The organism is Pseudoduganella sp., assembly GCF_041914865.1.
Lineage (GTDB): Bacteria > Pseudomonadota > Gammaproteobacteria > Burkholderiales > Burkholderiaceae_D > Rugamonas.
In genome coordinates this window covers 1-11512 of record NZ_JAYSCO010000100.1, presented here as the reverse complement: position 1 = coordinate 11512, position 11512 = coordinate 1, and the positions used below count along the sequence as shown (strand labels likewise).

General features: G+C 66.6%; 15 protein-coding genes. 4 read left to right on the top strand and 11 right to left on the bottom strand.

Going from position 1 to position 11512, the window contains the following annotated elements; all coding sequences use genetic code 11:
- On the top strand, positions 1–258 hold a 258-nt coding region (locus ACE3TQ_RS26310), incomplete at its 5' end, for a MerR family DNA-binding protein (RefSeq protein ID WP_374586630.1).
- A gap of 24 nt (positions 259–282) precedes the next feature.
- On the opposite strand, the gene ACE3TQ_RS26305 is transcribed toward ACE3TQ_RS26310, so the two are convergent.
- The 9 genes from ACE3TQ_RS26305 to ACE3TQ_RS26265 all read right to left on the bottom strand — a co-directional run bounded on the left by ACE3TQ_RS26305 (position 283) and on the right by ACE3TQ_RS26265 (position 6585).
- Positions 283–687, bottom strand: a complete 405-nt coding sequence (locus tag ACE3TQ_RS26305) for a hypothetical protein (protein ID WP_374586628.1) — start codon at positions 685–687, stop codon at positions 283–285.
- Between the two features lie 12 nt (positions 688–699).
- Positions 700–1197 (bottom strand): hypothetical protein, encoded by a 498-nt coding sequence (locus tag ACE3TQ_RS26300; protein ID WP_374586626.1) that lies wholly within the window; start codon positions 1195–1197, stop codon positions 700–702.
- A complete protein-coding gene (locus tag ACE3TQ_RS26295) occupies positions 1194–1940 on the bottom strand; it encodes a ferritin-like domain-containing protein (RefSeq protein ID WP_374586624.1) in 747 nt (248 codons plus the stop codon). Before ACE3TQ_RS26295 ends, ACE3TQ_RS26300 begins: the two co-directional genes overlap by 4 nt.
- 12 nt (positions 1941–1952) lie before the next feature.
- The gene (locus ACE3TQ_RS26290; RefSeq protein WP_374586622.1) at positions 1953–3125 is read right to left on the bottom strand and encodes a hypothetical protein; all 1173 of its coding nucleotides are present in this window, start codon (positions 3123–3125) and stop codon (positions 1953–1955) included.
- 74 nt (positions 3126–3199) lie between these two features.
- Positions 3200–4126 (bottom strand): NAD(P)H-hydrate dehydratase, encoded by a 927-nt coding sequence (locus ACE3TQ_RS26285; protein ID WP_374586620.1) that lies wholly within the window; start codon positions 4124–4126, stop codon positions 3200–3202.
- Positions 4123–4854 carry a histidine phosphatase family protein gene (locus tag ACE3TQ_RS26280; RefSeq protein WP_374586618.1) on the bottom strand — a complete coding sequence of 244 codons (732 nt, stop codon included), beginning with the start codon at positions 4852–4854 and terminating at the stop codon, positions 4123–4125. The genes ACE3TQ_RS26285 and ACE3TQ_RS26280 overlap by 4 nt, the downstream gene beginning before the upstream one ends.
- 315 nt (positions 4855–5169) lie before the next feature.
- On the bottom strand, positions 5170–5592 hold the full coding sequence (locus tag ACE3TQ_RS26275) for a hypothetical protein (protein WP_374586616.1): 423 nt from the start codon (positions 5590–5592) through the stop codon (positions 5170–5172).
- A gap of 31 nt (positions 5593–5623) precedes the next feature.
- Complete coding sequence (locus ACE3TQ_RS26270) at positions 5624–6136, bottom strand: hypothetical protein (RefSeq protein WP_374586614.1); 513 nt, start codon at positions 6134–6136, stop codon at positions 5624–5626.
- On the bottom strand, positions 6100–6585 hold the full coding sequence (locus tag ACE3TQ_RS26265; RefSeq protein ID WP_374586613.1) for a VOC family protein: 486 nt from the start codon (positions 6583–6585) through the stop codon (positions 6100–6102). Before ACE3TQ_RS26265 ends, ACE3TQ_RS26270 begins: the two co-directional genes overlap by 37 nt.
- A 312-nt stretch (positions 6586–6897) precedes the next feature.
- On the opposite strand from ACE3TQ_RS26265, the gene ACE3TQ_RS26260 reads away from it, so the two are divergent.
- Both ACE3TQ_RS26260 and ACE3TQ_RS26255 read left to right on the top strand, forming a co-directional pair.
- Positions 6898–7365, top strand: a complete 468-nt coding sequence (locus ACE3TQ_RS26260) for a hypothetical protein (RefSeq protein WP_374586611.1) — start codon at positions 6898–6900, stop codon at positions 7363–7365.
- Positions 7366–7545: 180 nt separating this feature from the next.
- Entirely contained in the window at positions 7546–8145 is a 600-nt protein-coding gene (locus ACE3TQ_RS26255) for a M23 family metallopeptidase (RefSeq protein ID WP_374586609.1), read from the top strand.
- A gap of 25 nt (positions 8146–8170) precedes the next feature.
- Here ACE3TQ_RS26255 and ACE3TQ_RS26250 read toward each other — a convergent pair whose 3' ends face one another.
- Together ACE3TQ_RS26250 and ACE3TQ_RS26245 are read right to left on the bottom strand one after the other, a co-directional pair.
- On the bottom strand, positions 8171–8827 hold the full coding sequence (locus ACE3TQ_RS26250) for a thiol:disulfide interchange protein DsbA/DsbL (RefSeq protein ID WP_374586607.1): 657 nt from the start codon (positions 8825–8827) through the stop codon (positions 8171–8173).
- Positions 8828–8846: 19 nt separating this feature from the next.
- Positions 8847–10244 carry an L-cystine transporter gene (locus ACE3TQ_RS26245; protein WP_374586605.1) on the bottom strand — a complete coding sequence of 466 codons (1398 nt, stop codon included), beginning with the start codon at positions 10242–10244 and terminating at the stop codon, positions 8847–8849.
- Positions 10245–10344: 100 nt separating this feature from the next.
- On the opposite strand from ACE3TQ_RS26245, the gene ACE3TQ_RS26240 reads away from it, so the two are divergent.
- Positions 10345–11512: methyl-accepting chemotaxis protein (locus tag ACE3TQ_RS26240; RefSeq protein WP_374586603.1), on the top strand; the 1168-nt coding region annotated here is incomplete at its 3' end.

The following is an 11512-nucleotide window of genomic DNA, read 5'->3' as shown; positions in this document are numbered from 1 at the left end:
GACGCCCAGCATGCCGGCTTTTCGCTGGACGAGATCCGGCAATTGTTGCCGGACGCCGCCGCATCCTGGAAGCACGATGAGCTGCTGGGGGCGCTGCGCACGAAAATCGCCGACATCGAGGCACTCGAGCAGCGCCTGGCGCGCAGCAAGGCCGAACTGCTGTCTCTGGTGGAACTGATCGGTGCGAAGCCGGCCGACATCGATTGCGCGGAAAATGCCGCGCGTGTGATGGCGACCCTGGGCGAGCGCAAGCGCTAGCCGGCGCCGGGCGCCGGCTGGCTGTCAGCGGCCGGGATGCTGGCCGCTGGGTGGGGTGGAGGTGCCGGGCGTGGCAGCGGGACTGCCGCCCGGGGTGTTGCCGCTGGTGGGCGCGGTGGCTTGGCTGCCCTGGGTGGCGGCAGTGCCGCCGCTGGCGCCGGATTCCGAATTGCCCGCGCCGGTCGCCGGGCCGGCGTTGGCCGGAGCGGCCCCGGTGCCAGCCTGGGCGTCGGCGGGCGACGGTGTGACCGGCGCCGGCGGTGGCCCCAGGGTGCGTGCCGTGCCAGTGCCGCCGGTATCGGGCGTGGTGGTGGGCGAAGTGCCGGTTGGCGGGGCGCCGGGACTGGCGCCGTCATGCTTGCCGCATCCCGGCAAGCCGGCCAGCAATACGCCAAGCATGACCGCGCTTGCATGATGTGTCAGCTGCATGGCCATCCCCGCTCAATAGGTGGGACGGCGATTACGCTCGGCGTCCGTGCGGTCGGTGCGGTCGGGCGCGGTGGAGGACGGCTGGCCGGAGCCCGTCGTGCCCTGTGTACCGCTGGTACCGCTGGTGCTGCCCGTACCAGTACCCGTACCCGTGCCGGTGCCCCCTGTGCCCGTGCCACCTGTGCCGGTGCCGGTGCCGGTGCCGGTGCCAGTGCCGGTGCCGGTGCCGCCGGTCCCGGTACCGCTGCCGGTGGTGCCACCGGTGCCGCTGCCGCTGGTGCCGGTACCGCCCGTGCCGGTGCCGCTGCCAGGCGTGGTGGTGGTGTCAGGCGGTGGTGTCGTGGTATCGGATGGCGGCGTGGTGGGGGCCGGCGTTGTGGCGGGTGACGTAGTCGTATCCGGCGTGGTGGCCGGGGCGGGCGTATCGTCGTTGCGGTTCTTGCAGCCGGCCACGCCAGTGGCCAGCAAGGCGCCCAATAGCAGGGCGCAGGTTTTGTTCAAGGTAATCATTGCATTTCCTTTCCTTGTGGGTAAATGGCAGGCACATCCAGGCCCAGCGATTCCTGGTACCAGGCGCTGACCATCAGCACGTGGTCCCGCTCCTGCGCCAGGGCGTTGCTGCCCATCTGTGCCAGCTCCGGCTGGTCTTGTGCCTCCGCCAGGGCGATCAAGGCTTCCCAGCCCGCCTGGTCGGAGAGTTCTGCGGTGAGGATGGCGTGCAGCGCCTGGCTGATCGAGGTGCGCGGATCGCTCAGCACCTGCACCAGCCCCAGCGACTCCACCCCCACCAGGTCCGCGCTGGGCGTCTGGCACGTCGGGTCGCCGCCCAACTGCTCGATGGCTTGCGCCACCTGGATGAAATGCAGCGCTTCCTCATTGCGGATGCGCTGCACCTCGGCCTCGCTGATGCTGGTGCCTTCGGTGCCCAGGGCCTGGCACTTGGCCAGCAGCGCGTCATACAGGCGCGTGCCGCTGCGTTCGAAGGCCAGCCGTTCGGCCAGCTTGTCGAGCAGCATTTGCGGCTGCTCACCGCTGATCAGCGCCCCCGCCGCGTGCAGCACCCCATGCAGGGTGGCCGGCAGCGGTACCGAGCCCAGGCTCAGGGCGCGCGAAGAATAATCGGCGCGCGTGTCGGCCAGCGCATCGGCCTCGGCGTCCGGCGTGGGCAGATCGCCCTGGTATTGCTGCATGGCCTGGCTGTCGATCGGCGACATCTGCAGGCCGGTACGGTTCATGCCTATCTGTTCACTCATGCTGTCCTCCTTTCAATGCAGGCGCGCCGGCATGCGGTTCAGTTCGGTGCCCGGCACCCACACATAGCCCTCGGCCACGATGCTGGTCGGCGAGCCCTCGCCATTCATGTAGTCGCGGTAAGCCTGCGACAGGGCGCTGTCCTGTTCCGGCGGCACGATCTGCGTGCCGTTGGCGCGCAAGCCGACTTCCTGCTGCAGCGTGCTGCGCACAAAGTCGCGGTGGCTCTTGAAGGCGATCGGCTCCGGCAGCGTGGCCGGCAGCACTTCGGCCGGGTCGCGCCGCTCGATATCCTTGAACAGGGTCTCGACCAAGTGGAAATGGCCCAGCTCGTAATCGAGGAAGCGCGCCCAGATGGCGCGCACCTGCTCATTGGTTTCCTGCTGCAGGCAGCTGTAGTAGTTGTAGACCTCGTTCGCCTCGTGCAGCAGCCACTGCTCCAGCCAGCTCTCGGTCGGGTCGATCAGGGACGAGTACTGCGTCACGTGCTGTTCCTCGATGGACGCGATTTCCGCATACAGCTGGCGCGCCACCGGATCGGCAAACAGGGGACCGATCGTCATGTAATAGTCGTGGGTCTGGAATTCGCTGCCCACCAGGGTCAGCACATGCAGCTTGCTGAGCGGGTGCGCCTGCTGGCGCGCATACGGCAGGCGCAGGTCGTCGTCCGGCGCGCGGTGCTCGACCGCCGTCGGGCGGCCCGGCAGGATGTCGGTGTAGCACTGCAGGATGTTGTTGGCATCCTTGCCTTCCAGCCGGTCCAGCAGGGCGGCATAGCGGTACAGGTGGTCGAAGTCTTCCAGCAGGCCGAAGCGGTACACCTGGGCCAGGTAGGGGTCGGGCTCGTTCTGCGCCAGCGCCGCCGTCACTTCGATTGCCACCTGCTCATAGGCGATGGTGGTTTCCAGCGGCGAGTGGTCGGCGCCCAGCAGCCAGTTGACCATGGTGGCCTGGTGCTGCTCGCAGCGCCGCACCTGGGCCAGCGGCAGGCGCAGCGCAGCATTCATGCGCGCCGCGGCGTGGCCGAAACGCAGCGCTTCGGTTTCGATGCCGTTCATGAGGATGATGCGCACGCGCGTGAAGGCGTCGTCGTCCAGCTTGCTGATGGTCGGTTGTACCAGTTCGCGCCAGGTAAAGCGCTGGCGCTCCAGCGGTACACCGTGTGAATCGTAGAGGGAAAAAGCCATTATTGCTCCTTTGAATTGCCGGCGTAGGGCAAAACCCGCCCCTGGCGGCACAGGCCGCCTGCCAGTGGATGGGGTCAGGCCGCAGCCAGGATGCGCAGCAGTGCGGGAACCTCCGCCGCGATTTCGCGCGCCAGGTAGCCCAGGGGGCCGCAGCGCAGCGCCAGTTGTTCGCCGGCCGCCCCGTGCAGCGCCACGCCCCAGGCCGAAGCCTGTTCGAGCGAAGCGCCACGGGCCAGCAGCCCGGCGATGATGCCGGCCAGGACGTCGCCTGAACCGGAGATACCGAGGCCGGCATTGCCGCCCTGGTGTTGCCACAGGCGGCCGTCAGGCGTCGCCAGCACCGTGGTCGCGCCTTTCAGCGCCACCACGGCGTTCCAGCGCTCGGCCGCCGCCAGGGCGGCGCCGTGTGGCTCCTGTTCGATGTGGGCGCGCTCGCCGCCGGTCAGGCGCGCCAGCTCGCCGGCGTGCGGTGTCAGCAGCACAGGGGCCGGGAAACGGAACTGCTCCCAGTCGACCGGCTCTTCCAGCAGGTGCGGCTCGCCGCGCGGCCGCACGGCGCACATCGCTTGCGCATCGAGCAGGATGGGCTTGCCGCCGAAACGCTCCAGCAGGCTGTGCACCAGCTCGACGCACGATGCTTCATCCTGCATACCGGGGCCGACCAGCAAGGCGTCCACCTTGCCCGCCAGTTCGCCCAGCCGGCGCGCGCTGTCGGCCTGCACGCCATGCGCGGCCGTCTCGCCCAGCCCGATCACGCGCGCCTCGGGCAAGGCGGTGCCAAGGTGCGGCGCCACGCTGGCGGCGGTGGCCACGGTCAGCTTGCCGGCGCCGGCGCGCAGAGCCGCTTCCGCCGCCAGCAGCGCCGCGCCCGGCATTTCCGCCGAGCCGGCCACCACCAGGATGTGGCCGCGCACCTCCTTGTCGCCATCGAAGCCCGGCTGCGGCAGCGGCCAGCGGCGCAGCAGCGCAGGGTTGAGTTCGATGGGGTCGAGGCTGCTCATGGTTTCGGCGCGGCCGGGATATCCGGCTTGGCGGTGATGGGCGTGCCGCTGTCGCGCAGCGGCGCCACGAAGTTTTCCAGCTCCCGCACCAGCTTGCCGCGCTGGCCGGCGCCGGGGTCGAACTGGTAGGAGGTGATGCCGCAATTCGGCACGTCGGCTGCGCGGTCGATGGCGAGGATGGCATCCTCGTCGAGCCGCTCGAACAGGTAGCGGAAGCAGTTGACGATGACCTGGTGGCCGACGATCAGCACGCGCTCGCGCCGGTACTCGCGCGTGATGGTGTCGAGCACGCTGCGCAGGCGCAGGATCACGTCGCACCAGCTTTCGCCGCCGGGCGGCCGGAAATAGAACTTGCCCACGTGCTGGCGCTGCGCCGCCAGTTCCGGGTACTTCTCGGCAATGCCGCGCGAGGTGAGGCGGTCGGTGATGCCGAATTCCTTCTCGCGCAGGCGCTCATCGGCCACCACCGCCAGCATGGTTTCCGGCTGCAGGCAATGCAGCACCGCCTGCGCCGTGGCGCGCGCCCGCAGGTAGGGCGAGTACAGCAGCACATTCGGCTGCTGCGCCGGCGGCAGCGCCGCCAGCCAATGCCCGAGCGCCTCGGCCTGGCGCAAGCCCAGCGCCGACAGCGGCACATCGACATCGCGCTCGGCGATATCGATCAACAACTGGTTGGCAGCCGTCGCCGCATCGCGCGCCACGTTCCCCGCGCTCTGCCCATGACGCACAAGCCAGACTTGCTGCGGCCATTTTTGCTCCATCGCAAACCTTTCGGCGGATAGTCAAAAATTCATGGTACGCGATGCCCGCCGCGCGCGGCACACGATCGACGGGGACTCAAAAATGGGGACGAAAAAAAATGGGGACGTACCCCATTTTTCGCAGAGCGAAAAATAGGGTACGTCCCCATTTTTTCCGTCCGCGGCTGCGGCACGGTTCGCGGTACAGGTAGAGGATGTCTTCCACCACGTGCTGCACGGAGGACGGGCGCAGCTCGGGGGCGGGCAGCTTGGCGACGTGGGCGAAGCTCCTTTGCCTGGTGCTTACAGTGAGTGGTCGGCGAAGCGGACCAAGGTCCAGCAATCGCGCGTCTTTTGGAAATGGAACGTGAACATGTAGTCTGTGCCCGGCTGACTGAACGTCACGGCCTGCCCGCCGCCGGCTTCGCGCGCAATGGAGCGCTGCAGTCCCGCCGCTTGCTGTCGCGCGCGCGTCGGCCACGCCACGCGTTGATATTCTTTGCGCTTGGCGTCCTGAATGGTGTACTTCACTTCGAAGGGTTCGTCTCCGCTCTGGTTGTCGATGCGCGAGGCCGCAAGCGGAAAGCGCGTGTGCTGGCGCTGGAAGGCGGGGTCGCTTTCGAACTGGCTGAGAAAGGCTGGGAAACTGGCCGGGCAGGCTGCCGCTGCGGAACCCCACAGCAGGCCGGCAGGGAGTGCGAGTGCAATGATCTGTGCAGTTTTCATGGTGGTGGTGGTTTAAGTGTGGCGAGGCGCATCAGCTGCCTGGCGCAGCGTCCAGGAACTCGGCTAAGCGTTCGCGCTCCACCACGAACCGGATGCGGAAGTCCCACGGCGCAAGGCCGATCTGCTCTACTGAATTGGCGAAGTGGCACAGGGCCATGCCGCCTTCGGTCCGGCCCGTGAATTCCAGCACAAGACTTTGAGGCGAGGCCTGCGCGCTGGCGCGATACGCCTTGATGGGGCGGACTTCGAACTCACCATCGGCGGGATGCCCGCGCGGACCCCAGCTGATCTCGCCGACGCAGGTGCCGGCAATGTGCCATTCATTGGCGGGTTCGGGATAGACCATTTGACCGGTCCTGGGCAGCGGGCAGGCGAACGTGAGCGAGCGCGCGCCGAAGCAAGTCAGTACCAGCTCCTTCCTGTCTGCCCCGGAACGCGCGCAGTTGGAGATGCGGATGGTGTCGCCAATCACGCACGCCCAGACTGATTGCGACTCTGCCGCGCCGTTTATTTCGAAGGTGCCGGGGTGCCTGTTTCGTTCCATGTTTTTACTTTGTCCACCAGCAGCTTATGCTCGGCATCCAGCACCCAGCCGTCCTCAAAATCGACTTCGAACAAATGGCCGTCCGGGTCTTTGAAGTAGCCTGCCACGCCCCAGTCGGTCTTGGTGGCGGGTTTGACCAGTGTGCCGCCTGCGGCCACGGCGCGTTCGAGGACCAGTGCTACCTCATCGGGTGTGCGCGCGAGGTACACCAGGCCGATGCCGGCAAAGCCGCTGCCTTGCGCGGTGGGCGACATGGCATCCCGTGCGAACGCCGCGCGCGACAACAGGCACAGCGCGTAGCCGCCCAGGTCGAATTTTACGAAGCCGTCATTGCTGGTCGGCGACTTCGCCCAGCCCAGGGCTTCGTAGAACATGGTTGAGGCGCCGACATCGTCGACGCCCAGCAGGATCAGGTGCAGCCGTTGGCTTGGCCGAAGGGTTTGGGTCACGGGAGTTAATGTTTTGGCAAAGTCCCATTATGGCGCAAGCGCTTGCGTTTAGCCAACTTGTCGAGCGAGGAGGGGAGGAATGGGGGGCATGTGCACACTTGTCGGCGTCAGCTACTGAAAGCTACTGAAAATTCTGCTGAAAACTACTGAAAGCTACTGAAAAGTGACCGTTTTGGGTCGAAATGCCGAAAGCGGGAAAAATTTCAGTAGCTTTCAGTAGCTGACGCCGACAGTTGTGCGCAGGCCTCCCCAACCCTGAACTCTTTCGCCTGCCGAGGCTCTAAGGAGAAACAATTTCCGGGAGGTGTCCACATGAGTACTCAAGTGACGGTGGAGGTGAGTTCCGCCACTTTGCGCGCCCTGCTGAACTATCAGGCTGAACAGGACTGCGAGGTGGACATCCGCGAAGTGGTAGACGAGGCGGTTCGAGATTGGCTGCAACGCCAGGCAGAGGCAGCCAGGCCGCCCGCGCCAGGCGGCTACACGTGGAAAACTATCTTCTTGCCGGATGGAACGCGGCTGCGCGTGAAGAGCCGGCACGGGTTCCACTATGCCGAAGTCGTGTGCGGCGAACTGATCGCCGATTCGCTGAGCATCTCGCCCAACCAGTTCGTCACTGCCAGCCTGGGAAACGCCGGCAACGCCTGGCGGCTGGTGTATGTCCAGCTGCCCGGCGATAGCGACTGGACGCAGGCGCAGCGCTTGCGTTATGCGGCAGCGGCGCACGCGCTGCGCACTGCCAAGCGCAAAACGGAGCGGACAATGCCGCCCGTCCCCTAAGGCCGCGACTATCATGGCGCAAGTGCTCTCACGCAGCCAACTCGCTGACGGCACAGGCGGTGCAGGGCAAATCAGCCCGGCCGGTGCGGAAACCCTCAACCTGCGGCAGACTAGCCGCGCGTCTAAAGGCTACTCAGGATTAGACGCGGCCCCGATCAACGTTTAGTGAGACCGATACCGATGAAAGCCACCTTCTTGCTTCTGGCGTCGATGTATGTGACCAGCGCCGTCGCTTCCCCCGACGAACTGCCCAGCGTCACGGCACACCCGATATTCAAGCAGCCCTACACCTGCACCGAACACTGGCTGGGAAACCTCAAAGCCCCCGGCGATGCGCTCGGCACGGACTGCGTGATCCAGGAAATGGTCGAAGTCAAAGGGCGCGTTTGGATGCGGGCGTACAAAGGCAATGGCAGCCGCAATACGGATTGGTATGGATGGGGGAAAGAGGTACTGTCGCCATGCTCATGCGAGGTGGTCAACGTGCGGGACAACCCGGCCGCCAACCAACCGGGAAAACTCGGCAAGCCGCCGGCTGGATTCGTGGAGCTGAAGCGGGACGACGGGGTGCACTTCGTCCTGGCCCACGTCACGCGGATGGCGGTCAAACCCGGCGACAAGGTCGAGAGCGGCCAGCTCATTGCCTATGTGGGCAACAACGGCTTCTCGCGCCACCCCCACATCCACATGGGGGCCTGGCGCGACAAGGAGCCTTTGCAAATCCGCTTTGACCTCGCCGCCATGGGCAAACTGTTTGAGGACGACCGGGCCGGTTTGTGACCGGTCGCCGTCACGGCTGCAAAGCTTACTGGCGCGAGCGCGCCACCAGGGCGTCCAGCACCTGCAGCGAGGCCGGAATCACATCGTCATTGGCCAGGTGGCGGTTGGCTTGCGCCACCATGCTCGGCTCGGTGCTGTATTTGCCGTTGACGATGATGGTCGGGGTGCCGGTCACGCCGTAGGCATCGGCCATGCGGCCCAGCGCCTTCAGGCGCATGTTCACGCCGAAGGAGTTGTAGGCAGCCAGGAACTTCTCCTTGTCGATGCCATTGCGCACGGCCCACTCCAGGTTTTCGGCGTCGCTGCGCAGGCGGCGGCGTTCCTGGTGCCAGGCCTGCAGCACCTTGTCGTGCATGCTGTCCTGCAGCTGCAGCGCTTCCAGCGTGGCGAACAGGCGCGCTTCGAAGTCGCGCGGCTCGCCGCTGGAGAGGTGGATGCGGCGGAAGTTCACTTTGTCCGCGTTCTTCTTGACCCAGGCCGCCAGCGGCGTTTCCACCGCGTTGCAGGCGGGGCAGTGGTACATGAAGAATTCGATCACTTCCACCTTGCCTTCGACTTTCTGTGTCGGCTGCGCGGTTTGCAGGGTGCGGAACTCGGCGCCGTTCACCGGGTTGCTCGGGGAGGCGGTGGCGGTGCCGGCGCACAATGCGGCCAGCGCCAGGGACAAGGTCAGACGACGCATGGGGTCTCCTTACAATGAATTAGTGGGTGGTTTGGGAATCGACCTGCAATTCCTGGTCGCCGGCGAAGGCCGCCATATTGGTTTCGCCCATGATGCGGCTGGTGACCGTGCCGGCGGTGATCGAGCCGCTGACGTTGAGGGCGGTGCGCCCCATGTCGATCAGCGGTTCGATGGAAATCAGCAGTCCCGCCAGCGCCACCGGCAGGTTCATGGAAGAGAGCACGATCAGCGCGGCGAAGGTGGCGCCGCCGCCGACGCCGGCCACGCCCACAGAGCCGATGGTGATGATGGCCAGCAGCGGTACCAGGAAGGACGCGGTGAACGGGTCGATGCCGACCGTCGGCGCGATCATCACCGCCAGCATGGCCGGGTAGATGCCGGCGCAGCCGTTCTGGCCGATGGTGGCGCCGAAGGAGGCGGCGAAATTGGCGATGCCTTCCGGCGTGCCCAGGCGCTGGGTCTGGGTCGCCACGCTCATCGGGATGGCGCCGGCACTGGTGCGCGAAGTGAAGGCGAAGGTCAGCACCGGCAGGATCTTGCGCGTGTAGCGCAGCGGATTGAGGCCGCTGGCCGAGACCAGGGCCAGGTGCACGCCGAACATCAGCAGCAGGGCGCAGTAGGACGCCAGCACGAAGCCGATCAGGTTCAGGATGTCGGCATAGCTGGAGCTGGCCACCACCTGCGCCATCAGGGCGAATACGCCGTACGGCGTCAGGCGCAGCACCAGCGTCACCATGCGCATCACGATTGTGTGCGCCACGTGCACCGCGTGGTCGAAGGAGGTGAAGTGGTCCGGCTTCTTGTCGGCGATGCCGATCGCCGCCACGCCGATAAACACCGCGAACACCACCACCGCGATGGTGGAGGTCTTGCGCGCGCCCGTCAGGTCGAGGAAGGGATTGCTCGGGATGAAGGACAGCAGCATGTTCGGCAGCGAAATGGCCTGGGCGTCGGCCAGCTTGCCTTCCAGGTAGGCGCCGCGCGCCACTTCCGCCGCGTTCGCAGCCAGGCCCACCGCGCTCAGGCCGAACAGCTTGGCCATCAGGATGCCGATCGCCGCCGCCACGGTGGTGGTCAGCATCAGGGTGCCGATGGTCAGCGCGCTGATCTTGCCAAGCGAACTGGCGTTGCGCAGCTTGAGGATGGCCGATACGATGGATACCATAATCAGTGGCATCACGATCATCTGCAGCAGCTTGACGTAGCCGCTGCCGACAATGTCGAGGTATTGGCCGGTCAGCTTGACCTCGGCGCTGCCGGCGCCGTACAGGGCCTGCAGGCCGGCGCCCATGGCAATCCCCACGCCAAGGGCGGTGAACACGCGCACGGTGAAGCTGGCGTGGCGCTTCTGCTGCCAGACGAGGAAGGCCAGCACAAGGGCGGCGACGGCCAGGTTGAGGATCACTTGCAGGGTCATGGGGGCCAGCTTATTTTTTGGAATCGACAGATTCTAATGTAATTGGTGTAGTCTTGCCTATTTGCAGTACTGGATTCCAACGTCTACGAAAGGAATAGCCATGTCACAGCAAACGATGACGGTGGGCGCCCGGCTGGCGCTGGGCTTTGGCCTGGTGCTGTTGCTGATGGCGGCAGTCGCCGGCCTCGGCATCTACAATATGCAGCGCATCCACGCCCAGCTGGAGAAAGTCGTGCAGCTGAACGTGGCGAAGCTGAGCCACGTGCAGGATATGTCGGAAGCGGTGCACATCGTGGCGCGCGTCACGCGCACCGTGGTGCTGCTGACCGACGACGCGGCCATGCAGCGCGAACTGCCGAAACTGCAGGCGGCGCGCGCACAGTACAACCAGGCGCAGGCGGCGCTGGAAGCCTTGCCGGCCACGCAAGACGGCAAGGAAATCCGCGCCCGCATCCGCGCCCTGCAGCAGGAGGCGCGCCCGCTGACCGACCAGGTGCTGCAGCTGGCCGCGCAGCACAAGGACGCCGAGGCGGTGGCGCTCCTGATGTCGCGTTCCGGCCCGGCCACCCAGCGCTGGCAGGACGCGATGGACGAAGACGTGAAGCTGCAACGCCAGCACAATGCGCGCGACGCGGCCGCTGCCAGCGCGGCGTATGCCGGCGCGCGCAACCTGATGCTGGCCCTGAGCGCGCTGGCCCTGGTGGCGGGCGTGGCGGCAGCCACCGTGATCGCGCGCCGCCTGCTGCGCCAGCTGGGCGGCGAGCCGGAGGTGGCGGCCGCCATCGCCGGCCGCATCGCCGCCGGCGACCTGACCGTGGCCGTGCACACCCGCCCCAACGACCAGGGCAGCATGATGCAGGCCATGGCCCAGATGCGCGACAGCCTGCTGCGCATCGTGTCGGAAGTGCGGCAGGGCACCGCCACCATCAACCACGCGGCCGGCGAGATCGCCGCCGGCAATATGGACCTGTCCTCGCGCACCGAGCAGCAGGCCAGCGCGCTGGAGGAAACCGCCTCTTCGATGGAGCAGCTGACCAGCGCCGTGCGCGAGAACGGCAGCCATGCGCGCCAGGCCAACGAGCTGGCCGCCGCCGCCACCGCGGTGGCGCAGCAGGGCGGCGCGGTGGTGGGGCAGGTGGTGCAGACCATGGGCAGCATCAGCGATTCCTCGCGCCGCATCGCCGACATCATCGGCGTGATCGACGGCATCGCGTTCCAGACCAACATCCTGGCCCTGAACGCGGCGGTGGAAGCGGCGCGCGCCGGCG